Genomic DNA, 23,120 nt, shown 5'->3' on the forward strand with positions numbered 1-23,120 from the left:
AATAGTCATCTTGAACAATACGTTTGATAAACCTGAGTCAAACCCAGGGTTTCAAAAAGCAATTCAACTAATGCGATTGGTTGCAAACCGCGCTCCGACCATCAAAGTGGACGGACACTTTTGTACCGTAGTTGCCCCACCAACAATTGAGTACTTCCCAGGATTGTTGGCATTGGCCAACGTTAAACGAAAGCTTGGCCTCGATGTTGACCGTTCCTTAGAACTCGGCCGAGTAGCCACACTAATTTCAACGCAACTGAAGGACGTGGTTCATTCATTTCAACACATCGCAGATGGCACAGTGGGAGAAGAGTTCCTAGACCAAACTCGCTTCATCCCAGGAACCTTTCCCCCGCTGCATAAGCTTCCTGAAGATTTTCCAGAACGAAGTGATGGGGTCATACCCGAAGGCGTAGTAGACCTTCTTCTAACCACAGGCTCCAAGAAACAAATTCATGAAACTGCGCGTGAAGCATGCTGGGATTACTTCAGGCTTTGCGAGAACCCAGTAATCATCATCTGCCAGCAGCCCAGCAAAGTCGCCACTGAATTGGTTGACTTAGCAATTGAAAATGAGTGGTGGACTCCTGAACAAATCGCCGCCACCTTTGATGCAGGGACTAGCCCTGAAGACTGGTTCAGGCGGCCAATAATTTGCATCAATCCTCGTTCGATACAAAATCGACAGTGGATGGGCGAACTTAAACCCTCTGCGGTGATTGTCGTCGGCTTCTCGGCTTGGGCGACCCCAGCAAGATGGGTGTGGCCTGACCTCCCTCACACTTTGTTCTTGGACAACCGAAGTGATGATGTCCTTAGGTTCCGAACCTGGCACGACGGTCAACTGTTTCCAACTATTCATTCTGAGTTCGCGAAACTCAAAGGAATTCCTGGTCTTCCCGTTAAATTCTTTACCGAACCATTCCTAGCCCCAGAGCAATTCTCAGACTCAGATTGGGATTCTTACGGTGCAGACTTCGAATAAGAAAACACTCGACGAAGCAATCGATGCTTTCCAGAACTCTGCGAACGCTCGAATCGAAACAGCGACGCTTCAATGGCCGGAAATGACAGCCCTACTGAAGCAAATAGGGCTGCTCTCGCGTGATGAGACCTCTTCACTTTCAATCAAAGAAGAGCTTTGTATTTCTGCAACTAAATCATGGATATTTAAACTTTGGGACGGGCCTGTAGTCACTTCGGACGAAAGAACTGGCTATGAACAACTTGTCGAGTGGCTAGAAGAAGCCATCCAGGTTAACGGGGCGAAGACAACCCATTTTGAACAAATCCTGCAATGCGTATTGGCCATTGGCCGATTACCGCATCCTGCAGCCTTGTTCCTTGAGGATTGGATTACTACTCAAGATGTTCTTGAATGTAGTGAAAACAGCCCGCGAGCTGGAGAGCCAGCAATTGCGTTGATATGTAAAATGACCAACAGCAAGGATTCAATCCAGCAATGGGTGGCTTCTGAAAATCTCTTTGCTTCCGTGGAAACATATTCACGCCTTAGGCGTTCCTCCGCTTTCGAGACCATCGTGCTTTTTGGTCCTCCCAATAGATATGAAAGCTCGAGGTGGGTTGGCTCACCTGATTCAGATTTCAAAGCTCAATGGTTATTAACTGCGCCGCCTGCTACAAAAGTTGTGCTCCTGTCATGGCCCTCACATCCGCGGCTGAATCTTGACTTTGTCGGTCCCTGGCAGGGCTTTGAGGCCCCGAAAATAAGCCCGATGGACGACATGGGTGACGTTTCTCCACTCCCAGCATTTGAATTCATAGAAAAGCCACGAGAACATCTGAGTGCGTTCGACTTCGCAAACGAAATAGACGCGGTTTCTGCCCGCCAGTACGAACTACTTGGTGATGAAGACGGTCTCTGGGTGTTCTTTGACGACAACTTAGGCCCTAGGCCAAGAATCCTTAGAAGTGATTTCAGCCAAACTTTCACACCAGCGACCAAGCAAGAGCTTAAACCTGGCACACACCTTGTATTTCGCTCACATGAGGTGGAAAGGCAACACCTGCTTAATGCCTCAGAGCTTTGGTGGTCTGAAAAGTATTCGGAACATAGCTTCACTAAGGCAGAGGAATTCAAAAACGCTCTCAAGCAGAAGGTTCAAACCTTCCTTGACCTCAATGGTTTGGATGAGCTGAAAAGAAGGTTTGGAATTGCTGGCCTATCAAAGGAATACAGCATCCAGCTGCATTCACGTATCGTCGCACCAGATTATGTTGCTCCACTCAGTTCAGAAAACTATGAAGCCGTTTGTAGGGCTGTTGACTATCGAGCACCTACAGGAAGTTTTAACTTGTTGAGCAAACTTCGTACCGCACGCCAACAAGCTGGTCTTGGAATGGTGCAGGAACTTATTTTCAAATTACAGGCTGCTGCAGAAGCAGGTGAGTTAGATGAACTAACTGAATTGGGCTTCGCCAAAATTCATGACGATGTACTTGGCGAGTTATTCATTTCAACAATCGCTCACTTGTCCGCCGAAAAGGCGCTTGTCCCGCTTTCTAAGCTCGGAAGACCAGTCGACAAAGGAGGCTCACTATGGCTCAAATGATTCCCCCAACTATGCCCCCTGGGAATACAAGCCCTGGAGAGATTCAAGTTTTCGAATGGCTCCAATACGCAGAAGGAACCGAAAATTGGGTGGTGTTCCACTCCTACGACCTCCCCAAAGGCATCAACAGTCGCAGACATGAAGTCGACTTCATTGTGATGATTCCAGATTTAGGAATTGCCACGCTTGAAGTTAAAGGTCATCGAAGCGCCACTGTAAACGAGAAGGGACAATGGCGACTTGGGAGCGATAGTTTTCCTTCCCGAAACCCCGTCCAACAAGTCCTAAACACTTGTTATGCATTCAAACGTCACATAGAAAGTTGGACACCTGAAAATGTAAAGGTCGCTCCGTTCTTGCTCTTCACAGACGCAGAAGTTCCACTTCTTCCTGACCTCGACCCTGAATGCCAGCTTTCGCCAAGAGACGGTTCTGTAGTCGAACGATTGGTAGAAAAACTTCAGACAGCCGTTCGAAAAGAACAAGGAAATCTACTTTCAGAGCAATCGTTCGAGAAACTCCGCAAGATGCTTCGGCCAGATTTCGAAGTGCTAGCAAGCCCGTCGGTGCGAAGAGAACGCCTCAACAAAGACCTTCAACGCGCGACGCTTGACCAACAACGAATACTCGATGCAATCCAGGGAAACAAAAGGATTGTTTTAGAGGGTCCCCCTGGCTCGGGTAAAACCGTCATAGCGATAGAAGCTGCTCGCCGAGCTGCGCTCGCGGGAGACAAAACAAGAATTATTTGCTTCAACACTTTGCTGGGGAAGAAATTAGGCCAGGAATCAGGCGACGATTTCCCAGCGAGTAGTTTTTTCCAGTTCTTGGTTGAACGGTTCCGTGAAACTCCTCCCCCAGGTGCGAATTCAAATTGGTGGGCGGAATTCGCAAAACGAAGTGCAGAACGAATTTCTGAGGATGACCAAGTTGACCTGCTTGTAGTTGATGAAATGCAAGACCTAATGGAACCCAGTTATCTGTTGGTGTTGGACAAACTAGTGCGAGGTGGGCTTAGCAATGGCCGATGGCTGATGACGGGGGATTCCAAAAACCAAGACCTCTACAGTCGCGTTACATCTGATGTCGACCTTCCTGGCAACCCAACCAAACTCTCTTTGGTAGATAACTGCAGGAATCTAGAAGCACATGGCAAATGGGTTGAGTCTGTGAGTATGCGTCCAACTCTGTTTCGTTCATTCCTTCGCGAGGAAAAAGCTGAAGCGCCGTTTGTCATTTTTGTGGGTGACAATTCAGATGAGGCCATACGAAATGCAGTCAATTCTGCGAATAAGACTCATAAACCAGAAGACATCGTAATCCTGGTTTCAGATGTTGCTCGGCTCAAACAAATCACCGCACGCCTAGGTGTTAAGGCGTATTTCAACGGAACCAAAGATACTTGCGTTGCAACATTTAGGACGTTCAAAGGCCTAGAGTCGCCCGTTGTAATTCTTGAAGGAAGCCTCGGCGGCCCAACAGATGAATTCGTCACTGCTGCGACCCGAGCGACGGAGGAGTTAGTAGTACTTCTACCTGAAGCCGACCAGACTGAATTCATACGGAGGATTTCAGAATGAGCAAATTGTCTGCTGCTGAATCGCGAGAGTTGATGGTGAAGAACCTGAAGCTTGCTTTACACGGGCCTGAGAGTGACCAACTTGAGCGATGGCCAGGATTTCAGGATGATGTTCGCGTCATTTCACCCGACCAGGAATTTGCCAGCGATTTTCGACTAAACGTTCCTATGCACGATGGCCTTGGTAACGAGATTGTTGCCCGCCCTCCAGCCTTCCTCTACGGAATAGGAATTCTCTATCCAAAGATGACGGCACAGCAAAGCACTGAGCTCACTCTTAAGCAGCAAACGCTTGATGAGGATGAGATTGAGGAAGCGCCCACAGAAGTCAGGGCTCCAATGCAATTGGATTCGGATGATTCTCTCAGCGACTCCACTGCAGATAAAGCAGATGACGAAGCGCCAATACCAACTGAAGAGCCGAAGGGGAGACCGCGAACTCTCGCTCTGTCAGTTAATGTTCCAGTCTCAGTGAAGACATTTGAGGTGGCAATTGAGGGAGCAACCTACGAGCCCATCAACATTACGGTGGGTAGCAAAAAGAAGACCCTCTGGAAACGGAATCCATTCAAGCTCTCCTTGTCTCTGGATACGACGAAAAACAATGAGATAACGGTTGAAGAATCTGGGCTAAAGCTCCGACTGGGCCTTTCGAGGCAGGCTGGCAAAGAGAGCAACGCGCTCTGCACCGTGTTTGCTGTAAACGAAACACTGGCAAATGACGAAGTCTCACAAAACTGCCTCTTTCAGTCCAAGCTCACAATTACGTCTCAAGAGCTCCTTGCTTATCCAAGGGTTGAGCTCAATACAGATGAAACTGAAGAAAGTTTTTCGCTGCTCTACCGCCATCACCCAATAATGAGCATTGGGCATGGTTGCGATACAAAAAGCGCGCAAAACACAAATGGTTGGAGCGTTTCAACCGATGTAATGCCAGTTGTCACAGTCCAAAGCCCAAGTCCTGACATCCTTGATTCTTCAGGGCAAAAATATGCCTTAGGGATGCTAGACCTTGCCACTGATTCCAACTCTTCAGGCGAAAAAGTCGAGAGCCTACTCAACGACTACAAAGAATGGATTTCCTCAAAAGAGTTTGAAGCAGACCTTCTGGTTGTTGAGGAATATAAATCAACTGCAAACAAGCATTTAAACCTGGCCAAAGACTTCCTCAGTGACGCTGAGGCTGGTTGGAAACTTATTCAAACTGACTCGGAAATCAATCGTGTCTTCAAATGGACGAGTTTGGCAATGAATGCACAGAGGGTTTCGGCGAGCGCCAAAATTCGTAAACCGAATGAGTCTCAAAGTGCAGGCTTCAATTACGTCTATGACGAAGAATCACCGCAAAGCACTCCGAATTTTGACGCGAACTCGAATTCCCTGGGCTTCGGAAAGCTCGATTTTGAATCTCAAGGCTACTGGCGACCTTTCCAACTTGCATTTCTATTGGCCTCCATCGCTCCGCTTGTTGATAAAAACCATCCGAAGCGCGAACTAGTTGACATTATTTGGATGCCAACTGGTGGTGGAAAGACAGAGGCTTACCTTGCCCTTGCTGCATTCACGATTCTTTGGGAACGGGGGCAAGAAGTAGCTAATGGGGGGCAGCCGAACTTCCGTGTTTCGGTGATGATGCGATACACACTAAAGCTACTAACTACCCAGCAGGTGCTTCGCGCCGCTGCACTAATTTGTGCGCTCGAAATAATCCGTGTCTCTAACAGCAAGTTACTCGATGGCCCGACCAAAATTCCTTTCCGAATTGGAGCTTGGTTAGGAGGAAAAACCACCGCTAACACTTCGAAAGAGGCGGTGGGTGACTTCACCAAACTTGCAAACGGTCGAAGTTCTGAAAGAACTTTTCTACTTGCAAAGTGCCCGTGGTGCAGTGCCGAAATGGGGGTCGCAAAAGACGGCCATCTTTCGGGGTATGCAAAGAAGTCTTACAAAGATGGAAACTCCAACTACATAAGCATTTTTTGCCCAGATGCAACTTGTCCATTTTCAAGTGCTGAGGGACCTTTCAAAAGATTGCCCGTCCTCGAGGTTGATGAAGAAATCTACAAAATGCCTCCCAGCTTCATTGTTGGGACAATCGATAAGTTTGCTCAGCTCGCATGGAAAGAACGCTCCAGGCGTTTGTTTGGTCTTAGAAAATCAGACGCAGGTGAGATTGAACGTTTTGCGCCACCACCCGATTTGATGATTCAGGACGAACTCCACCTGATTGCTGGCCCCCTGGGCAGTATGAATGCCCTTTATGAGATTGCACTTGAAAATCTTTGCTTAGCAATGGGTGGTTCTAAGCCACGGATTGTTGCAGCTACCGCTACGACCAAAAACTTTGATTCTCAGGTAAAACGACTTTACGGTCGAAGTGAATCAAGGCTTCTTCCTCCATCTGGCATAGAGATAGAAGATAATTTCTTTGCAAAAAGCCCTCCTGATAATTCAAATAAGCCTGGTAAAACATATGTGGCCGTCTGTGCATCGGGCCTCGGAACAGTTGTTGAATCTCAGCTACGAGTCATTGCAGCAATGGCTCACGGGGCAGCATCACTCGAACAAGAGGAATCCGAATCTTCGGATGCTTGGTGGACGAATCTTGCTTTCTTCAGCAGTCGCAGGAGCCTCGGGCTTCAACGTGCTGCTACACAAGCATCCTTGAGAATTCACACTTGGAGTTTGACCCAAAGGTCAGGCATTAGAACTGGATATCTCAAAGAAGACGGTTCACGTAGCTCGGTTAGAAATGTCTCCAACGTTAGAGAGCTAACTGCAACTTCGGGCGAAAACATCTCACGCCTCATGAACTCCCTTCTCGTGCCGAAAGAAGATAAAGGCTCAGTTGATATCTGCTTCGCAACCTCGATGATTGAGGTCGGTGTTGACGTGCCTCGACTAGGACTTATGACAGTCATGGGACAGCCAAAGAGTGCAAGCCAATATATCCAGGTGACTGGTCGAGTTGGTCGTGATGACGACGCACCTGGACTTGTTGTTGTTGTTCTTTCTCCGTACAACGTTCGTGACCGCTCACACTTTGAAAACTTTCGCCAAAACCACGAACGGCTTTATGCAGCGGTTGAATCAGTGAGTGTTACTCCATTTACCTCTCAGTCACTCTCTAGGGCCGCTTCTGGCATGTTGACGACGGTACTTAGAGCGACGTCTGAGCAGCAACCTGTAGAAGCGTTGAAGAGCCCCGAAGCAACACAACTTATAGAAAGCGCAAGGGAACGTGCCCGAACGTTTGGCGATGAACACGCAGTGGAAGCTCTAGAAATCGAGCTGTCTCGTTTGATTCAATCGGCAGATGCTGCCCGCCGCTCATTGCACCCTGGCTGGGATGGTGCGGAGGGACTCTTACTCAAAGCTGGAGATACAACTCCCGCAGTCGAAGAATTTGACCATTGGATTGTCCCAAATTCAATGAGGTCGGTGGACCTGGAATGTGGCATGCAGCTTTCTCGAAGAAGTCCGTCAAATGCAAACCTTGGGCCAGCAAAAGCTAACGCTAGTGGCCTTGGAGACCTGGAAGAAGACCTTTTCTAATGCGCAGACCTTTCTATACTCCAATTCGACGAAATCACATTGTCGGACCTCTAGGAGTGGGCTCAATCGTTGTCTCACGCTCGGGAGTCACTGTTCTGATGACGGGCCTAGACGATTGGGTTAGGGGCATCAAAACTGATGGACCTGATGTCACGAGTCAGAACAAGATTCGTGCAGAAAGAATGAATGCCTATGAGCTTCACGATTTCGCTTTAGAAAATACGCTCGGAGTCCAAAGGTTTATTCAACCTCCCATCATCGAAGGTGGGGAAGCGGACTTCAATACTTGGTTTATTCCCTCCACAAGGTTCCCTCTTGCCGAATATTGCACTAGCCCCTGGTGCAGCACAATTACTCTCGCAAGAACCCCTGACGACCCCTCAGTGGGTTCGTGCACTAAACCTGAATGTCAGAAAACTAGAAAATTCGCCTGGAAAACTCAGCAAGTACCCGTGGTCCTTTGTTGCCCTAAGGGACATCTTGACGAAGTTGATTGGTTCGCTGAAGTCCACGATGGGGCTGATTGCCCCTACTCAGAACTTGAGTACAAAGAAACAAGTGATGGCGCTCGCCCGTTGGTCAAATGTAGGTCTTGTGGGGCCTCTAAGTACTTCGGGCCTTTAGGCCGAGGTCAATCCATTTGGACCACAAAATGCAGCGGAAGGCGGGCCTGGCTTCCAGAGTCAGCGAACGAAAATTGCGACCAGGAGATGAAATTGCTCTTGCGTACTGCGACGCAAGTTTACTTTCCAGATGTTCGCTCATCACTGCACTTGCCAGCACCAGAAGGGTTACGAGATTCTCTGGTCCGCTGGCTCCAAGAAGACTCTGTTGCTAATGCTTACGTCCGAATTCAAGGTGGAGACCAGGATGAAATTCAATCCATGATTCATCAAAGAGCTACTGTCGTCTTCCCTGACTTAGACAAAGAAGAACTGAGCAAGCATATAAAACATGTTCGAACAGGCAGTTTTGTCGGAGGTGAAGCTGGCAGAGCTGGCGAAGTAAAAGCACTGACTGCAGGGAAACGGGGAAGAACTACCCAAGATGGTCCTCCAGTCCTTGACCCAGAATTGATTCCAACCGAAAGATTCAGCAGCAGCCGCTTTGGTGTTGACGGATTAATAAGCAAGGTTGTTGCGGTCCACCGCCTTGCTGAAACACGAGTACTGGCTGGATTCACAAGAGACACCCCACCAGGCAGTAACCGAGACATTCGAGATGGGCTTGCACAAATGTGGGGGTCCGTCCCTGAAAAGGACTCTCTCACCCGCTCTTGGTTACCCGCTCATCGAGTTTATGGCGAGGGTATTTACATCGAGCTAAATCAAAGTTCGGTCAATGAATGGTTAAGCAAAACTATTGGTGCATACCCACCCGAAGTACTACGCGACCACATACTGAGTCAAAAATTTCTACTTGCGCACACCTTGGCGCATTTGCTTATCAACGTGGTCTCCTTGGAATGCGGATACCCAACCGCATCAATTCGTGACCGAATTTATGATGAAGAAGGGGTGCTAGGTCTACTCATCTATACAGCAGCTGGTGACAGCGTTGGAACCATGGGTGGGTTAGTTGAACTTGCCCGACCAGGCAAACTTGAACACGTGCTTGAGAAAGCCCTTGTAAATGGTCGTTGGTGCGGTCTGGACCCAATTTGTATATCCCCTCTGGACCACGACATCGAGAACACTCCAGGAGCATGCCACCAATGTTGTTTCCTACCTGAAACAAGTTGTGAGTGGTTCAACCATGCACTTGATAGGGCCACACTGATTGGTAGAAACGAAATTGTGGGATTTCTTGGGATTTAGAGATTAATGTTGAGCGTTTGTTTCTATTCAATGCTCAACTTTCCTCAACTTGAAGATGCCATCTTTTGGGTTGAATAAAATAACAATAGTCATTGAGTTCCAGCACTCCTTATTCTCGTTTTAACCCATTGGAGCCGAGCAGCTCCTTTGTCAGCTCCACAGCATCTTCACCAGCCCGGTAACGCTCTAGCCAGTTCGTCCACTGCTGGGCATCCAGCCGGACGAACTGGATATTGTTGAGGCCCCAAGTTGTGGTGATGAGACTGTTCGCCTGTCCACGTTTGTGGAACTTCCTCACCTGAGTGTTGAGCACAACAAACTCTTCAGGGGTGAACCCGGCAGCTCTGAACTCAAGTGCTAACTCGATCCAAGTCTTGCTGTTGGTGATGCCGGTCTTCCTGGCGTGGTTGTCATGCAGAGCCATGATGGTTGCTCCCAAGAACATAGGAGGGAACCGCAGCGTGGCTGAGGTCCATTCTCTGCGTTCTTGTTCGGCGCAGTCACCCCAGTGATCCTTAGTGGCCTCGCTGTCACGTTCAAGGTTTCTCTTGTATTCGACAATGTCCACCAAGGTGTTGCGCTGTAGTAACCACTCATAGGCGCTGAGCCCCAGGTCATCCCAGTGCCTTGCCACAGCAACCCAGAGCCTGTTCATGACAATGCCGTCACGACCATAGAGCTGCATGTTTTGTTGCTTGCCAATGGTGTTCAAGTCTGTGGGCGGGTTATCCAACAGGGCATTGCTCCACAGCCTGCGCTCATGTGGGGGGATTGGTCCCCAGAGTTGTTCTCTTTGGTGGCGGAGATCCCTGGAGAGGGGTTCTTTCTCTCCTGGTCCTCTGCCTAGGCGGTTTTGGGGCGCGGACATTGTTGCCTCCTTGTTGTTGTGGAGGCAGTGGTAGCTGCACTCCATTGACTTATCCGAACTGCAGATGCAGTTCGGATCCGTTCTTCCCCTAGGGCACCCCACTCAATGGTTGGGGGTTGCCGGATAGCTAGCTAGGTACTTGGCGCTATCGCTCTGGAACGTTGGATTGAGTATGACACAGGCCTCTGACATCAGAGGCCTGTGTGTTTAGCAACCGGGGATGAGATCCCGATCTGCGATTGCTCTGCGAAGGTTCTCTTCTGCTCTAACGAGTTGTGACTGGTTGTCCAGAATGCGTTGACGTTCGAACGCTATCTCCTCGTTCGAGTCAACGCGGTAAGCGGCAGGTGTTCCGTCTGGGTGCCACTGGAATACCTCTATGGGGCGATAAGGAGCTGCCAAGAGTTCTTCGAGGTGGGCGGTGTTACTTGCGATTGCTGCATGTGTTCCGTTGACCTCCGTCTGGGCATAGTCAACTGCTTGCTGTTTCGTTGCACGAATACTGTCGTAGTAGGCAAGTTCTGCTGGGGTGTAGGCGCAGGTTTCCACGCTTAGAGCTGAGCGCGGGGTGACAGGAGTGGTGCTCCCCGGTTCAGTGGTTCCGCCTTCAGCGCCTGTTGCAGTTTCGGGTGAGAGTTCTGCAGGTCCTGCTGTGTTGAGGTTGCTGGGCGGTGTTGTTTCTGTTGCCGCCACTGTGGGCAGAGTGATGTCCCCACTGCTATAGGCAATAGCCCCGGTGACACCGCCGCCAACGAGCACGACGGCTGCGATAAAGAGGCCGTATACCTCGGCGCGCGATGCGCGCCCTCCCGTTACTGAACGTAAGCGTGCTGTGGTTCGTTGTGTTTTCTTGACTGATGTATTCATGGTGTTGTTCTTTCCCCTCAATGAATGTGTGAAGTTAGTACTCTTCTTCGTGGTTCCACTCAGCATCTGGATCAAATCCTGACCCGTATTGGGTCTCGGGATATCCGGTCATAGCTGAGTAGCCATGGGGACCGCTGTAGTAGTCGCCATTGTTCATGCCGTCAATGGTGTCGCCGTCATTCGACGGCGTCACCTGGTTACTGCCCGGTGGGGGCGGTGTAAACATTGCTTTCACAATCGCAACGAAGAAGTAGATCACTCCCCATGCAGCGGCACCAATGCCAGCAATAAGCAGAAAGCCTGCAATAAATTCCATAGTTGTTCCCTCCAGTTGTGACTGTAGAAGGGGGTACGGACATTCCCTCCACAACCAGAGGATGTTCTTCCCTCTCCACACTCTGAATTACTCAATGAGGTGTGGTCAGCACAACAGCAACAATCGCGGGATGACCTTTCTCGATTACTCCCATGTGACACTCACAGACGAGTTCATTGCTCATGTTTTGTTCGGTGAAGAGGGAGACCCAGGAAAGGGAGGACACCTCTCTGGGATGAAACATGAAAATAAGACGGAGTTCCCGCCAGATTGGTCACAAGAACACATTGTGACTGCTCTCCAGAGCGTGCTGAAACAGCCGGACTTCGTTGAGCTGGTAGGCGCCAGAGTTTTCTTGAAGCGCATCGTCGCAGGCGTTGAGATCAGAGTTGAACTTGCTCCATATAAGTCAGCACTTAATCCTTTTGCTGCCTACCCGCTCCGCGGACCAGGAGTTATCCAAAATGTGATGGGCGTTCAGGTGCCGAAGCCCTTCCACAATCTTAGGAACGGAAGATAATATGACTGTCATGACCGACCCCATGATTGCTGCACGAGGAATTCTTACTCTCATCAGCCAAACAGTTGACGAGGAAGACTTGACTCTTGCTCATGAATCACTCGATTATGGCTATCCTCGGAGCGCGGTTTATTGCGGTGTTGCAGCAGCGCTCCAAGCAGAGGCGCCCATTGCAGAGAACATTCGCCAACTCATCATTCATGAATTTGCTTGGCCAGAAGCAGAACTCAAAGATGTCATGGACCTACTCGAACACATTCCGCTCAAAGCGGCATAAGTGAATCGTCAGTGTGGGCGGAGCATCAGCTCCGCCCACATCTACTTAACCCGTGATGCTGGCTGTGCCAGCTCCTCCACAGCAGGAGCTGTGAGGTCCTTGCGCACAGTAATGATTTAGCCGGGTTTTTGCTCGCTGAGCGTTTCTACTCTGTGGCGCATGGCCTTCGAATCCTTTGCGCATGTTCCGGTTACTGAGGAACTCCTTCGGCACGTGTGGGAAGGGGAGGCGGATCCCGCCAAGGGCGGGCATCGCCATGGACTTGGAAGGGAAGGGAAGACTGAATTCCCCGAAGAGTGGACTCTGGTGACTGTCACAGAGGTAATACTTGCCACTCTTGCTCATCCTCAGTCGATCCACGTCTACGAAGAAAGAACTTTTCTCCTTCGCGAGGTAAAGCAAGTGATTCTCCAAATTGAAATGCGGAAACTTGCAGGAGGATTCACAATCAAAAGTGTTTTCCCGGTGTGCGGCGAAGGGGTATTTCGTAATCAAAAAGGTCGTCGACAATTACTCCCCCTCGATATCTCAGTTATGGAGTCATAAAATGTTCACTATGGACGAATCAACGCTTTTAGCTCACGCACTGCGTGACTACCTTCGTGTCCAACTCACGGATTCGCAGGTCCGCCTGATGGATAACGCCCTGCAAGCAGGAGAGCCTGTCAGCGCTCTAGGCGCTGGGTTGAGTATTGCTGCCCACAACTCTGTTGCTCTGCCGCCCATATTCGCTGAAAAGATTCTCCACCTGGAGAGCCTCTCGGCTGATGAAATCGCAGACTTCACTACTGACTTCACGCACATCCCTGTGTGGTTGAAGATGGTTTCCTAAGACGCTCATGGACGAATCCACTTTGCTTGCCCACGCGCTTCGCGACTATATGCGCAAGAACGTGGAGGAATCTGAGCTGGGTTTCATTGATTCCCCGTTAGACGCAGGTGAGCCGTATTCCGCAATTACATCTGCGTTGAGTATTGCCCAACACTTCTCGATACCTATGCCCCCGGTTTTTGTTGATCACATCACAGCGCTCAGTAGCTGGACCAGTTCTGAAAGAACAAATCTAGAGCGTCAACTTGAGTCATTACCTGCATGGTGGGAGCTGGCTTCCTAGATGCGTGTTCTGAGGTGTGGGTGGAGCTGACGCTCCACCCACAGTTATTTCACCCGTAATGCTTGCTGTGCCAGCTCCTCCACAGGAGGAGCTGTGAGGTCCATGCGCACAGTAATGAGTTAGCAGGGTTTTTGCTCGCTGGGCGTTCCTACTCTGTGGCGCATGGCCTTCGAATCCTTCGCGCACGTTCCTGTTACTGAGGAACTCATTTGGCATGTCTGGGATGGAGAAAAGAACGGTCGAGACGGCGGGCATCGTTATGGTTTGGGCCGTGAAGGTAAAACTGAATTCCCTGAAGAGTGGGACCGCGAAAAAGTTCGTCAGTCGATTGAAGAGGTGTTGCATAAACCTCAAGTAATCCGCGAAAACAAAGGATTCATTATTTGCCTACGTCAAGTGGGAATGGTTGTTGTCGTAGTTCGTTTATTTCGTTCCAATAAACATATCTATGTGCAGAAGGCGTTTCCACTGTGTGGCGTGGGAGTTTTTCAAAATCTCAACGGTCAGAGAATTCAACGGCCCCTCGATTTGTCAACATTGGAGGCATAACATGTTAGTTATGGATGAAAGCGAATTCATTGCACGTGCACTGCGTGACTATCTTCGTTCGCGAGTGGACCAGAAAGTCATTCGCTCAATGGATTGGGACCTCGAAGCGGGAGAACCTGTCTCCGCTGTCTGCGAAGGACTAGCCATCGCAGATCAATATTCACTTTCTCTGCCGCCGCTTTTTGTTCAGAAAATTGAGGGAATTGAAGATCTTCGCGATATGGAACGTGAATTTATCGTTGAAAGATTAGCTAACCTCCCAGCCTGGTGGGAACTAGCTTCCTAAAGCGTTTTCTGAGGTGTGGGCGGAGTTGATGCTCCGTCCACAGTTGCATTACCCGTGATGCTGGCTGTGCCAGCTCCTCCACAGGAAGAGCTGTGAGGTCCATGCGCACAGTAATGAGTTAGCCGGGTTTTTGCTCACTGAGCGTTTCTACTCTGTGGCGCATGGCCTTCGAATCCTTTGCGCATGTTCCGGTTACTGAAGAACTCCTTCGGCACGTGTGGGAGGGAGAGCCGAATGGCCGCCAAGGCGGCCATCGCTATGGCTTGGGACGGGAGGGGAAGACGGAATTTCCTGAAGATTGGACTCTTGAACTTGTTCAACTGGGTATCGAGTTGACGTTGGCTCAACCCCAATGGGTCAAGAGGGCTGAGCACAAGATCACAATGCTTCGACAGTTTGCACAAGTGTTGATTGCTGTAGAGCTCAGAACCAAAGAGAAAGAACACTTCTTTGTCACGGCATATCCCATGAATGGTGTGGGCGTGTATAGAAATCAGCTAGGTATCAAAGTGTTATTACCCCTCGAGTTACCGAAATGGGAGTCATAGAATGATGTTTATGGATGAAAGCACACTGTTAGCACATGCTCTGAGGGACTACCTCAGACCACAGTTGAGCAAAGATGACATCCTCATGATGGATCTTCCTATCCAAGCTGGTGAATCGGTGTGCGCCCTAGATTCCGGTCTCTGTCTCGCTATTGAGCACTCCATAGCTCTTCCGCCTATTTTCGGAGAGAAAATTCTCGGCCTCGAATGGCTGAGTGATGATCTTGTTGAGATGTTCACCGAAGAGCTGAGCAAGATCCCTACTTGGTATCAGTTAGCTTCCTAACGGTTGTTTCAGGGTGTGGGCGAAGCAGTAGCTTCGCCCACACTTCGTTAACTAGATCTCTGCCCTATGGGGTTGTTTTCAAGTAGCTAGTCGTGCTCTTCATGGTTCCACTCCGCATCGGGGTCGAACCCTGACCCGTATTGGGTCTCGGGATAACCCGTCATAGGGGAGTAGCCATGGGGGCCGTTGTAGTAGTCCCCATTGTTCATGCCATCGATCTCGTCAGAGGCGGTGGTGTTTGTTGTGCTTCGTGTGACTGGTGACGCTGTGCCTGACAAGGCTTTGCCGATGGCAAAGAGAAAGGCAAAGAACCCCCAGATGATGAGTACTAGTCCTCCGAAGAGCAGTAGTCCAAAGAAAATATCCATTGTTGTTCCCTCCAGTGAGTGACTGTAAAGGGAGGTACGGACATTGGGGTTATACGTTCAGTGCAACCAGCAATGTGCAGACGGCACTGACCAGCAAGACAGGAACCCAGGTGTTCCGCTCTTTCTTGCTTTTGCTGTTGCTGTTCACAATGAGACCCAGCACGGCAAAGCCAAACCAGAACCAGTTCACTATGGCGTTCTGTCCTGGGCTCAGTGCGCCAATGACAACAATGCTCATGTTCTCCGATTAGGAATTCTGTGTTTTTCCTCCACAGCATGCAGCTGTGGAGGTTTCTCCACTGATGTCACAAATGATGAGTGAGGAGAAGACCTGTCTTTCTAATCTTGCGCGCATGGTGTTTGAATCCTTTGCGCATGTTCCTGTTACCGAGGAACTCCTTCGGCACGTGTGGGAAGGAGAGCCGAATGGCCACCAAGGCGGACATCGTTCTGGCCTGGGACGTGAGGGAAAGACTGAATTCCCAGCCCATTGGACACCAGACATCGTGGAAAACGCAATTCGCACGATTCTAGAGAAACCTCAGTTCGTTGGTCATTACGGCAACGACATCGTTCTCGGGAGCAACTTCAGAGGGATCATGGTGGTGGTCAAACTCAAGATGAGGAGAAACCACTTGTTTATCGATTCTGCATTTCCAGACTCAGGACCCGGGGTAGTGCGCAATGACAGAGGAGTTCCCAGGGAAATACCTCTCAATAATTACATCTTGGAGGCGTAAAATGCAGCGTATGGACGAATGCACACTTGTGGCACATGCTCTGAGGGATTTCCTCAGGCCTTCAATCGGCCTGTCCGAAATGCAATTCATTGATATGTCAATGAATGCGGGCGAACCTTATTCAGCCATCTCAACTTCGTTGGGAATCGCTCAACATTTTTCTGTGGCAATTCCACCCATTTTTATTGAACGAATCCAGCAATTGCCTGGTTGGAATGAAGAGGATCGCGAAGTTCTCTCTGAACAGTTCGCAGAATTGCCCACGTGGTTTCAACTAGCTTCATGAAGTGGATTTAGCTGTGTAGCTTTCTAGTTCAGTGCCACCAGCAGTGTGCAGATGGCACTAACCAGCAAGACAGGAACCCAGGTGTTCCTTTCTTTCTTGCTTCTGCTGATGCTGTTCACAATGAGACCCAGCACGGCAAAGCCAAACCAGAACCAGTTCACTATGGCGTTTTGTCCTGGGCTCAGTGCGGGGTTCAAGATTCCTGCCTGGGCCAGGTAGTGACCGGACTGGGCAACCATGATGATGGCGGAGACCGTTGCTGTCACGCGGAACTGCCCAGGCAGCTTTCCGGGGTGCTGACCACCCATGGTGTATTCGCCTAAGGGAGCTCCGGCAACCAAGGCAATCTGGAAGATGGCCACGCCTAAGGCGATGACGGCTTGGATCAGTGCGGCAATGACAACAATGTTCATGTTCACATTCTTGGAATGCTGAGGTCCTCGGCATCGCGTAGCCTGAAGTTATGAGCGATTTAAACGAAGTAGGCGACCGCGACAACTGGATCTGCTGGTTGTGTGACACCCCTGTTGATGCTGATGCCTCGGTGAACTCAGACCGTGGTCCGAGTGTGGACAGCTACTCCGTTGCGAAGTCAAAGAAGAACGTGGTCACCGTGGAGCGTTTAGCTCACCGTGATTGCAACACCATGAAGGGCAAGAAGCCTCCGGTTGTTGCGTGGTCTCCAGAGCTTTTGGTGGTGGACCCTTCTCCGATTGTGGCAACTGTTGACCGTTTGGAGCGCAAGGGTGGCCGTGAGGTCATTGCTCGCTGCCCCAGCCAGGAAGATGCCGAACAGGCATCAGAGTGGTTGTTAGATCGCCTCTCTCGCTATGCGCCTGACCTGGCAGTGTCTACCCAGATCACCTCCGGTGGCGGGCAATACATGCTGTTTATTCAGGCTGACTAAACCAGGCCTGTACTGTTTCGTTCGCTTTCGAACGAATCGAACTTTCACTCAGTGAACGTTTCTTCAACGTTGCTGTGCGTGTAACTCTGCATGAATGCGGAACTATTCCCTTTTCACTGGGAGGTATCTGTGAATTCTCTGGAGTGTGGGCATTTTCCTTTGGTAGTTTGGCTCTAGGTGCGTGATGCAGTTGAGCTGACTGCATGGGAATCACGTCAAAGGAGAAATTGTGGAAACCGCAGGAAAATGCCCCGTTATTCACGGAGCGCAAACAACCACTGGAAAGTCCAACATGGACTGGTGGCCTAACGCCCTCAACCTGGACATCTTGCACCAGCAAGACACCAAGACCAACCCTTTGGGTGAAGGCTTCGATTACCGCGCACAGGTCAGGCAGCTTGACGTTGCAGCGCTGAAGAAGGACCTCACCAACCTCATGACTGATAGCCAGTCATGGTGGCCCGCTGACTGGGGTCACTACGGCGGTCTCATGATCCGCATGGCGTGGCACTCGGCTGGTTCTTACCGCACCGCCGATGGTCGCGGTGGTGCTGGAAACGGAAACTTCCGTTTCGCACCATTGAACTCCTGGCCTGACAACGTGAACCTGGACAAGGCACGCCGTCTGCTCTGGCCTATCAAGCGCAAGTATGGAAACAAGCTCAGCTGGGCTGACCTGTTCATCCTCGCTGGAAACGTGGCCTACGAATCCATGGGTCTGAAGACCTTCGGCTTTGGTTTCGGCCGTGAAGACATCTGGCACCCCGAGCTCGACGTCTACTGGGGTTCTGAGAAGGAATGGCTTGCGCCTTCTGACTCTCGCTATGGCAACCTGGAAGACCCTTCCACCATGGAGAACCCTCTGGCTGCAGTCCAGATGGGTCTGATCTATGTGAACCCTGAAGGTGTCAACGGTAACCCTGACCCCCTCAAGACTGCTCAGCAGATTCGTGAAACCTTTGCCCGCATGGCAATGAATGACGAAGAGACGGTTGCTCTCACCGCCGGTGGTCACACCGTGGGTAAGGCTCACGGTAATGGTGACGCCGGTAACCTCGGCCCATCCCCTGAAGGTGCTGACATTCAGGAGCAGGGCCTCGGTTGGATGAACCACACCACTCGTGGTGTGGGACGCGACACCGTCAGCTCCGGTATTGAAGGCGCCTGGACCACCAACCCCACCCAGTGGGACAACGGCTACTTCTACCTGCTGTTCAACTACGACTGGGAGCTGACTCACTCTCCTGCAGGGGCGCAGATCTACCACCCCATCAACATCAAGGAAGAAGACAAGCCTGTCGATGTTGAGGATCCTTCGATCCGCCTCATGCCCATGATGACCGACGCAGACATGGCCATGGTCAAGGACCCTGCCTACCGTGCGATCTCGGAGCGCTTCTACAACGACCCTGCCTACTTCTCTGAAGTATTCGCTCGTGCGTGGTTCAAGCTCACTCACCGTGACATGGGACCCAAGGTTCGTTACATCGGTCCAGAAGTTCCCGCAGAGGACCTCATCTGGCAGGACCCTGTACCTGCTGGCAACGCTCAGTATGACGTTGACGCAGTGAAGGCAAAGATTGCTGCAGCTGGCCTGTCCATCTCGGACATGGTGTCAACCGCATGGGATTCTGCGCGCACCTTCCGTGGCTCCGACCTTCGTGGTGGTGCTAATGGTGCTCGCATTCGTCTGGAGCCTCAGAAGAACTGGGAAGGCAACGAGCCTGAGCGTTTGGCTCGCGTTCTTTCTGTTCTGGAGCCCATCGCTGCCGAGACCGGCGCCAGCATTGCTGACGTCATTGTTCTTGCTGGAAACCTCGGTGTTGAGCAGGCAGCCAAGGCTGCCGGTCACAACGTTGTTGTTCCCTTTGCTCCTGGTCGCGGTGACGCAACCCAGGAACAGACTGATGTTGAATCCTTTGAGCCTCTCGAGCCCATCCACGATGGTTACCGTAACTGGCTCAAAAAGGATTACACCGTCAGTGCTGAAGAGCTCATGCTCGACCGCACTCAGCTCATGGGCCTCACCGCTCCTGAGATGACTGTGCTGGTTGGTGGCATGCGCGTGCTGGGAACCAACCACGGAGGATCCAAGGTCGGTGTTCTCACCGAGCGTGAAGGTCAGCTGACGAACGACTTCTTCGTCAACCTCACCGACATGACCTATGCCTGGGAGCCTGCCGGAAGTAACCTCTACAACGTGCGTGACCGCAACAACGGTCAGGTGAAGTTCACCGCATCACGAGTTGACCTCGTATTCGGTTCAAACTCCATCCTCCGCGCCTACTCTGAGCTTTATGCTCAGGACGACGCCAGCGAGAAGTTCGTCAACGACTTCGTCGCTGCCTGGACCAAGGTCATGAACGCAGATCGTTTCGACCTGACTGCATAGTCGACAGAACAAAGAAGTAGGGCACTGGAGAAATCCAGTGCCCTACTGTTCTTAACCCTTCAGGATTAGGACAAACCTTCTTCTTTCATGCGCAGGGAGATGACCTGCGCGAAAAGTTCGGGGTCGATTGACCAGTCAAAGGGCAGCTGAATAGAGCGCGTGCCATGTTTGTAGTGAGTGAGCTGTGGCATCAACTCGGTCACGGCAGTGTCGGTCACTGTTAACAAGTTGGTGTGCTTCTTTGTCGGCATGAAGCCAAGGATGTATTTCGTCCCACTCTTGAACATGGGTTGATTCCAGGCGATAACAGGTTCCAGTTCTGGATAGTTCGTGCTCACCCACTCCACCAAGGACGTGATGTGCTCGAGCTGCTCTGGAGCAAGTGATGCGTAGAAATCTGTGAAGTTATCAAACTTGGGCATGGCTGTGCTCCGGTTTAGTACTCGCCCTTGACCACGAAGAAGCTGCCACGGATAGTTCCGGCCAGCTTGGACTTCATGCGTGCGAACTTGAACTTCCCTAGTTCTTCAGGGATTTCCATGCCGTCAGAGAGTTTGAAGCCCACCGCACGCTTCTTGTTGTCGCTGACGGTGTAGAGAACGTTGATGGCCAGGCCACTTTCATAGAACACGTAGGTCCAGCGCGTCAGACCGTCTGCGGTGTCGATCATCATCTCGGTGACCTCGAGGGGTTTGGAGGAGACCACAATGTCGCGCTCAAGAAGAACCTTGGCCACGTAGTCCACGAGCTCTGGAGCTTCGCTGGCAGGCGTGGTTTCAAACACCAGGTCGTACTTGTTCTTGAAGTAACGAGCCTCGTTGGCACGAAGACCAGCAAGTGCATCCGCCCAGGGGGAGGACTCAAGTCCTGCGGTGGAGACGTTGACGAAATCTACGGGAGTGGGCATGTAGTTACCCTCTCACGGATTGCGCTGAGGTGCATCCGAGCTAGGGAGAAGGAGAGTAGACAGTTACTCCCAGTGAAGATGCTTTGCGCTTCAGAGTGGCGTCTGCAGTGGCGAGTGAAGCTCCATGCTTCAGCGCTGTGTGTAAGACAATCACATCGGGCATTTTGAGCCCTGTGTCTGCTCTCAGCTGTGCGATCTCAATCGAATCATCAGCAGATAAGTCATCAATGTTGAACCCGAGTGAATCGATGCCCTTCCTAAATTCGTTCAGTCTGTTTGCGTGAATAGGGGCAACAAGAATCTCTGCATAGGAAAGTGCAGAAATGACGAGCTCTTCGCTCACGGTGTCACGCAGGAAAGTAATTGCCCACTGATGGTGTGAGTCATCACTAGCGAAGGCAGCAATCAACACATTGGCGTCGAGGACAATCACTCGGGCCACTCATCACGAAGTTGCTCACGCCAGTTTGCTGGCCAAACACCGTTCATTGATCCGGCTACATTTGAGATTGCGCTCAGTCGTCTCTGAGCTTTTTTATCTGCAACAGAAGTTATTGCAACTACACCTTCATCAATAATGTGGCGAAGGAGTTCTGCTCGTTTGTCTTTCTCGGAGGGCCAGATAGTCGCGGCAGCATCCAGTGCACGGGAGAGCTCTTCGGTCTCAGTAATCATGTGACGCTGTCTAGCGGTGGGCATAACCCAAGTGTAACACTTGTGTAGAAGTGTTACACCTTGTCTTTCTCTACATCACGTGGTCTGGGTTCATCCAGAACACGTCCCAGAGGTGACCGTCCAGGTCTTCAAAACCCCAGCTGAACATGAAGCCCATGTCTTCAGGATCGTTCAGGCGTCTGGCGCCCATGGCGAATGCTTTCTCCGTCAGAGTCCTCACTTCTTCTTGTGAATCACAGGACAAAGCAAGGATTGCCTCAGCAGTGTCGCGGGGAGCAATCTTCTTGTCAATGAATCCTTCAAACTTGGCGTGCTCCAGCAGCATGACAAAGATGTTGTCGCTGATGATCATGCAGGTGGACTGCTCATCCGTGAATTGTGGGTTGAAAGTGAACCCCAGCTCAGTGAAGAACGCAACTGACTTCTTCAAATTGGCAATGGGGAGATTCACGAAGAGGGATTTCGACATGGAGCAAACTTATCCCGTCAATTGAAAACTCTCTATGGATGTAACTCGATTGATGTGACTACATTTCTAGGTGGAAGCCTGTTCAGATCACGAAAGAGGGCAGTCGGAATGTATGAAGTCGTCAATGTGGGCGCTCTCGAACAATGGCGAGACCACACCGGTGGCTGGAGTGATCACAACACCCGCGAAGGTCGCCGCGTTGTTGATCACGAGTTCACCAATCAATACATCGGCCTCACCGTCAATGCTTTGATTCCTGGTCAAGAAGATGCCTACTGGCATGACCATGCCGAAGTGGAAGAGGTTTATATCTTCCTCACCGGCAGGGGACAGATGGGGCTCGACGACGATGTCATCGAGGTCGGCCCTGGCACAGTGGTCAAGGTGGGACAGCACACCATGCGCACCTACCGCTGCTTACCGGAGAGCCCAGATCAATTGAGGTTTATCTGTGTGCGTGCAGGTGGCAGTGAACTGGGCGTCAAGCCCACGGATGCCACCGTGGACTGGGACCGACCTAAGCCCTGGTAACCGATTACAAACAAAATGACCGCCACGTTGGGCGGTCATTTTCTTTGGCGGAAGATGTAGGACTTGGAATCTACGCCAAACAAACAGGCTTCTTGACCAATAGATACATGAGAAACAGGATTTTCAGGGTTGGCTTGGTCACTTGTGTGGTCACTAGTTGGTAATGCGAGGCACCTGTTACTCGCTGTTAGCTGAGAGCATCCGCTACGGCTCCAAACGTCACAGGTTGAGCCAACATTCGAGTCGTAGACTGAATGCGTGACATCAACTGCATCGTGGAGAAAGCTGGGCGTAGTTATCGCATTGCTCTCTGCGATAGCGCTCGTCGCAATGCACCAACTATCTGGTGGCGGACATTCGTTTTCCGCAGCGTCACACGAATCACATGTGGCCCACATGAGCCACGAGGTCGACATGATGGATGCCGGGTTCCAAACGACTCCCGCCGATTACAACGGCCACTCAGAGCATCCAGCATCCTGCGTCAGCAGCCATGATTCCTGTCAAGCAATCGCTACACAAGACTTCGCTATGCCAATCGTGGGGCAAACATCTGCGTTTCCCGCGCCGCAACTAATCCAGCTGTCAACCCGCTTTGCCGACGCAAGGCACGATCGCGGGCCACCAGAAAGGGCAATGCTTTCAGTTTGGCGAATCTGATGACGGGGCCGGTCCCAGTCATCTATTTC

At 50.9% G+C, this 23,120-nt stretch carries 31 protein-coding genes and 1 riboswitch; of the genes, 20 read left to right on the forward strand and 11 right to left on the reverse strand.

All coding sequences use genetic code 11. The features are described 5' to 3' along the window. Positions 1-10: 10 nt before the first annotated feature. The 5 genes from AURMO_RS01265 to drmB are packed head-to-tail and all read left to right on the forward strand — an operon-like array spanning position 11 to position 9,524. Positions 11-985: a hypothetical protein gene (locus AURMO_RS01265; protein WP_110232783.1), complete on the forward strand. Its 975-nt coding sequence runs from the start codon at positions 11-13 to the stop codon at positions 983-985. Beyond that, positions 969-2,573 (forward strand): hypothetical protein, encoded by a 1,605-nt coding sequence (locus tag AURMO_RS01270; RefSeq protein ID WP_110232784.1) that lies wholly within the window; start codon positions 969-971, stop codon positions 2,571-2,573. Before AURMO_RS01265 ends, AURMO_RS01270 begins: the two co-directional genes overlap by 17 nt. Then, a complete protein-coding gene (locus AURMO_RS01275; RefSeq protein ID WP_110232785.1) occupies positions 2,561-4,153 on the forward strand; it encodes a nuclease-related domain-containing DEAD/DEAH box helicase in 1,593 nt (530 codons plus the stop codon). The genes AURMO_RS01270 and AURMO_RS01275 overlap by 13 nt, the downstream gene beginning before the upstream one ends. Beyond that, positions 4,150-7,707: a helicase-related protein gene (locus AURMO_RS01280; RefSeq protein ID WP_110232786.1), complete on the forward strand. Its 3,558-nt coding sequence runs from the start codon at positions 4,150-4,152 to the stop codon at positions 7,705-7,707. The genes AURMO_RS01275 and AURMO_RS01280 overlap by 4 nt, the downstream gene beginning before the upstream one ends. Next, positions 7,707-9,524: a DUF1998 domain-containing protein gene (gene drmB, locus AURMO_RS08970; protein ID WP_110232787.1), complete on the forward strand. Its 1,818-nt coding sequence runs from the start codon at positions 7,707-7,709 to the stop codon at positions 9,522-9,524. The genes AURMO_RS01280 and drmB overlap by 1 nt, the downstream gene beginning before the upstream one ends. A gap of 109 nt (positions 9,525-9,633) precedes the next feature. On the opposite strand, the gene AURMO_RS01290 is transcribed toward drmB, so the two are convergent. From AURMO_RS01290 to AURMO_RS01300, 3 genes are all read right to left on the reverse strand, one after another. Continuing rightward, positions 9,634-10,392, reverse strand: a complete 759-nt coding sequence (locus AURMO_RS01290) for a hypothetical protein (protein ID WP_110232788.1) — start codon at positions 10,390-10,392, stop codon at positions 9,634-9,636. Between the two features lie 40 nt (positions 10,393-10,432). Beyond that, positions 10,433-10,552, reverse strand: a riboswitch (SAM riboswitch). A gap of 47 nt (positions 10,553-10,599) precedes the next feature. Then, positions 10,600-11,259, reverse strand: a complete 660-nt coding sequence (locus AURMO_RS01295; RefSeq protein ID WP_110232789.1) for a hypothetical protein — start codon at positions 11,257-11,259, stop codon at positions 10,600-10,602. A 34-nt stretch (positions 11,260-11,293) separates the two neighbouring features. Continuing rightward, complete coding sequence (locus AURMO_RS01300; RefSeq protein ID WP_162532630.1) at positions 11,294-11,575, reverse strand: hypothetical protein; 282 nt, start codon at positions 11,573-11,575, stop codon at positions 11,294-11,296. Positions 11,576-11,705: 130 nt separating this feature from the next. Here AURMO_RS01300 and AURMO_RS01305 point away from each other — a divergent pair, with 130 nt between their 5' ends. From AURMO_RS01305 to AURMO_RS01345, 9 genes are all read left to right on the forward strand, one after another. Continuing rightward, entirely contained in the window at positions 11,706-12,095 is a 390-nt protein-coding gene (locus tag AURMO_RS01305; RefSeq protein WP_162532631.1) for an EndoU domain-containing protein, read from the forward strand. 1 nt (position 12,096) lies between these two features. Beyond that, positions 12,097-12,372 (forward strand): hypothetical protein, encoded by a 276-nt coding sequence (locus tag AURMO_RS01310; RefSeq protein ID WP_110232792.1) that lies wholly within the window; start codon positions 12,097-12,099, stop codon positions 12,370-12,372. Positions 12,373-12,531: 159 nt separating this feature from the next. Further along, a complete protein-coding gene (locus AURMO_RS01315; protein ID WP_110232793.1) occupies positions 12,532-12,918 on the forward strand; it encodes a hypothetical protein in 387 nt (128 codons plus the stop codon). 10 nt (positions 12,919-12,928) lie between these two features. Next, positions 12,929-13,204, forward strand: coding sequence for a hypothetical protein (locus AURMO_RS01320; RefSeq protein ID WP_162532632.1), 276 nt, complete (start codon positions 12,929-12,931; stop codon positions 13,202-13,204). A gap of 7 nt (positions 13,205-13,211) precedes the next feature. After that, positions 13,212-13,487, forward strand: coding sequence for a hypothetical protein (locus AURMO_RS01325; RefSeq protein ID WP_110232795.1), 276 nt, complete (start codon positions 13,212-13,214; stop codon positions 13,485-13,487). A gap of 162 nt (positions 13,488-13,649) precedes the next feature. Beyond that, complete coding sequence (locus AURMO_RS01330) at positions 13,650-14,036, forward strand: EndoU domain-containing protein (RefSeq protein ID WP_110232796.1); 387 nt, start codon at positions 13,650-13,652, stop codon at positions 14,034-14,036. A gap of 10 nt (positions 14,037-14,046) precedes the next feature. Further along, positions 14,047-14,322, forward strand: coding sequence for a hypothetical protein (locus AURMO_RS01335; RefSeq protein ID WP_162532633.1), 276 nt, complete (start codon positions 14,047-14,049; stop codon positions 14,320-14,322). Positions 14,323-14,483: 161 nt separating this feature from the next. Beyond that, positions 14,484-14,870: an EndoU domain-containing protein gene (locus tag AURMO_RS01340; RefSeq protein ID WP_110232798.1), complete on the forward strand. Its 387-nt coding sequence runs from the start codon at positions 14,484-14,486 to the stop codon at positions 14,868-14,870. A gap of 10 nt (positions 14,871-14,880) precedes the next feature. Continuing rightward, positions 14,881-15,156, forward strand: a complete 276-nt coding sequence (locus AURMO_RS01345) for a hypothetical protein (RefSeq protein ID WP_162532634.1) — start codon at positions 14,881-14,883, stop codon at positions 15,154-15,156. Between the two features lie 86 nt (positions 15,157-15,242). Here the strand turns inward: AURMO_RS01345 and AURMO_RS01350 are convergent, their stop codons facing one another. Both AURMO_RS01350 and AURMO_RS01355 read right to left on the reverse strand, forming a co-directional pair. Beyond that, positions 15,243-15,524 carry a hypothetical protein gene (locus tag AURMO_RS01350; protein ID WP_110232800.1) on the reverse strand — a complete coding sequence of 94 codons (282 nt, stop codon included), beginning with the start codon at positions 15,522-15,524 and terminating at the stop codon, positions 15,243-15,245. Between the two features lie 49 nt (positions 15,525-15,573). After that, a complete protein-coding gene (locus AURMO_RS01355) occupies positions 15,574-15,762 on the reverse strand; it encodes a hypothetical protein (protein ID WP_110232801.1) in 189 nt (62 codons plus the stop codon). Between the two features lie 46 nt (positions 15,763-15,808). On the opposite strand from AURMO_RS01355, the gene AURMO_RS01360 reads away from it, so the two are divergent. Further along, positions 15,809-16,264, forward strand: coding sequence for an EndoU domain-containing protein (locus AURMO_RS01360; RefSeq protein ID WP_162532635.1), 456 nt, complete (start codon positions 15,809-15,811; stop codon positions 16,262-16,264). Position 16,265: 1 nt separating this feature from the next. Beyond that, positions 16,266-16,550, forward strand: coding sequence for a hypothetical protein (locus tag AURMO_RS01365; RefSeq protein ID WP_110232803.1), 285 nt, complete (start codon positions 16,266-16,268; stop codon positions 16,548-16,550). Between the two features lie 23 nt (positions 16,551-16,573). On the opposite strand, the gene AURMO_RS01370 is transcribed toward AURMO_RS01365, so the two are convergent. Next, positions 16,574-16,963: a hypothetical protein gene (locus AURMO_RS01370; protein WP_110232804.1), complete on the reverse strand. Its 390-nt coding sequence runs from the start codon at positions 16,961-16,963 to the stop codon at positions 16,574-16,576. Between the two features lie 50 nt (positions 16,964-17,013). Between AURMO_RS01370 and AURMO_RS01375 the strand changes: the two genes are divergently transcribed. Beyond that, on the forward strand, positions 17,014-17,457 hold the full coding sequence (locus tag AURMO_RS01375) for a hypothetical protein (RefSeq protein ID WP_110232805.1): 444 nt from the start codon (positions 17,014-17,016) through the stop codon (positions 17,455-17,457). A gap of 229 nt (positions 17,458-17,686) precedes the next feature. Continuing rightward, entirely contained in the window at positions 17,687-19,849 is a 2,163-nt protein-coding gene (katG, locus tag AURMO_RS01380; RefSeq protein ID WP_239406848.1) for a catalase/peroxidase HPI, read from the forward strand. A gap of 65 nt (positions 19,850-19,914) precedes the next feature. Here the strand turns inward: katG and AURMO_RS01385 are convergent, their stop codons facing one another. From AURMO_RS01385 to AURMO_RS01405, 5 genes are read right to left on the reverse strand one after another with little or no spacing between them, the layout of a single operon-like run. Next, positions 19,915-20,271 carry an iron chaperone gene (locus tag AURMO_RS01385; RefSeq protein WP_110232807.1) on the reverse strand — a complete coding sequence of 119 codons (357 nt, stop codon included), beginning with the start codon at positions 20,269-20,271 and terminating at the stop codon, positions 19,915-19,917. Positions 20,272-20,285: 14 nt separating this feature from the next. Then, positions 20,286-20,756, reverse strand: coding sequence for a phage tail protein (locus AURMO_RS01390; protein ID WP_110232808.1), 471 nt, complete (start codon positions 20,754-20,756; stop codon positions 20,286-20,288). Between the two features lie 40 nt (positions 20,757-20,796). Continuing rightward, positions 20,797-21,198, reverse strand: a complete 402-nt coding sequence (locus AURMO_RS01395; protein WP_110232809.1) for a type II toxin-antitoxin system VapC family toxin — start codon at positions 21,196-21,198, stop codon at positions 20,797-20,799. Next, a complete protein-coding gene (locus tag AURMO_RS01400; protein WP_110232810.1) occupies positions 21,186-21,455 on the reverse strand; it encodes a hypothetical protein in 270 nt (89 codons plus the stop codon). The genes AURMO_RS01395 and AURMO_RS01400 overlap by 13 nt, the downstream gene beginning before the upstream one ends. A 46-nt stretch (positions 21,456-21,501) precedes the next feature. Further along, on the reverse strand, positions 21,502-21,900 hold the full coding sequence (locus AURMO_RS01405) for a VOC family protein (RefSeq protein ID WP_110232811.1): 399 nt from the start codon (positions 21,898-21,900) through the stop codon (positions 21,502-21,504). 108 nt (positions 21,901-22,008) lie between these two features. Here AURMO_RS01405 and AURMO_RS01410 point away from each other — a divergent pair, with 108 nt between their 5' ends. After that, positions 22,009-22,431, forward strand: a complete 423-nt coding sequence (locus AURMO_RS01410) for a cupin domain-containing protein (protein ID WP_110232812.1) — start codon at positions 22,009-22,011, stop codon at positions 22,429-22,431. Positions 22,432-22,689: 258 nt separating this feature from the next. Then, positions 22,690-23,091, forward strand: coding sequence for a DUF6153 family protein (locus AURMO_RS09090; protein WP_420807774.1), 402 nt, complete (start codon positions 22,690-22,692; stop codon positions 23,089-23,091). Positions 23,092-23,120: the final 29 nt, after the last annotated feature.

The sequence above is a fragment of the Aurantimicrobium photophilum genome (genome assembly GCF_003194085.1).
Taxonomy (GTDB): Bacteria; Actinomycetota; Actinomycetes; order Actinomycetales; family Microbacteriaceae; genus Aurantimicrobium; species Aurantimicrobium photophilum.

Coding starts and splice junctions, on each gene's coding strand:
- AURMO_RS01275 (WP_110232785.1), top strand. CDS start 2,561: ATGGCTCAAATGATTCCCCCAACTATGCCCCCTGGGAATACAAGCCCT.
- AURMO_RS01280 (WP_110232786.1), top strand. CDS start 4,150: ATGAGCAAATTGTCTGCTGCTGAATCGCGAGAGTTGATGGTGAAGAAC.
- drmB (WP_110232787.1), top strand. CDS start 7,707: ATGCGCAGACCTTTCTATACTCCAATTCGACGAAATCACATTGTCGGA.
- AURMO_RS01290 (WP_110232788.1), bottom strand. CDS start 10,392: ATGTCCGCGCCCCAAAACCGCCTAGGCAGAGGACCAGGAGAGAAAGAA.
- AURMO_RS01295 (WP_110232789.1), bottom strand. CDS start 11,259: ATGAATACATCAGTCAAGAAAACACAACGAACCACAGCACGCTTACGT.
- AURMO_RS01300 (WP_162532630.1), bottom strand. CDS start 11,575: ATGGAATTTATTGCAGGCTTTCTGCTTATTGCTGGCATTGGTGCCGCT.
- AURMO_RS01305 (WP_162532631.1), top strand. CDS start 11,706: ATGACCTTTCTCGATTACTCCCATGTGACACTCACAGACGAGTTCATT.
- AURMO_RS01310 (WP_110232792.1), top strand. CDS start 12,097: ATGACTGTCATGACCGACCCCATGATTGCTGCACGAGGAATTCTTACT.
- AURMO_RS01315 (WP_110232793.1), top strand. CDS start 12,532: ATGGCCTTCGAATCCTTTGCGCATGTTCCGGTTACTGAGGAACTCCTT.
- AURMO_RS01320 (WP_162532632.1), top strand. CDS start 12,929: ATGGACGAATCAACGCTTTTAGCTCACGCACTGCGTGACTACCTTCGT.
- AURMO_RS01325 (WP_110232795.1), top strand. CDS start 13,212: ATGGACGAATCCACTTTGCTTGCCCACGCGCTTCGCGACTATATGCGC.
- AURMO_RS01330 (WP_110232796.1), top strand. CDS start 13,650: ATGGCCTTCGAATCCTTCGCGCACGTTCCTGTTACTGAGGAACTCATT.
- AURMO_RS01335 (WP_162532633.1), top strand. CDS start 14,047: ATGGATGAAAGCGAATTCATTGCACGTGCACTGCGTGACTATCTTCGT.
- AURMO_RS01340 (WP_110232798.1), top strand. CDS start 14,484: ATGGCCTTCGAATCCTTTGCGCATGTTCCGGTTACTGAAGAACTCCTT.
- AURMO_RS01345 (WP_162532634.1), top strand. CDS start 14,881: ATGGATGAAAGCACACTGTTAGCACATGCTCTGAGGGACTACCTCAGA.
- AURMO_RS01350 (WP_110232800.1), bottom strand. CDS start 15,524: ATGGATATTTTCTTTGGACTACTGCTCTTCGGAGGACTAGTACTCATC.
- AURMO_RS01355 (WP_110232801.1), bottom strand. CDS start 15,762: ATGAGCATTGTTGTCATTGGCGCACTGAGCCCAGGACAGAACGCCATA.
- AURMO_RS01365 (WP_110232803.1), top strand. CDS start 16,266: ATGCAGCGTATGGACGAATGCACACTTGTGGCACATGCTCTGAGGGAT.
- AURMO_RS01370 (WP_110232804.1), bottom strand. CDS start 16,963: ATGAACATTGTTGTCATTGCCGCACTGATCCAAGCCGTCATCGCCTTA.
- AURMO_RS01375 (WP_110232805.1), top strand. CDS start 17,014: ATGAGCGATTTAAACGAAGTAGGCGACCGCGACAACTGGATCTGCTGG.
- AURMO_RS01385 (WP_110232807.1), bottom strand. CDS start 20,271: ATGCCCAAGTTTGATAACTTCACAGATTTCTACGCATCACTTGCTCCA.
- AURMO_RS01390 (WP_110232808.1), bottom strand. CDS start 20,756: ATGCCCACTCCCGTAGATTTCGTCAACGTCTCCACCGCAGGACTTGAG.
- AURMO_RS01400 (WP_110232810.1), bottom strand. CDS start 21,455: ATGCCCACCGCTAGACAGCGTCACATGATTACTGAGACCGAAGAGCTC.
- AURMO_RS01405 (WP_110232811.1), bottom strand. CDS start 21,900: ATGTCGAAATCCCTCTTCGTGAATCTCCCCATTGCCAATTTGAAGAAG.
- AURMO_RS01410 (WP_110232812.1), top strand. CDS start 22,009: ATGTATGAAGTCGTCAATGTGGGCGCTCTCGAACAATGGCGAGACCAC.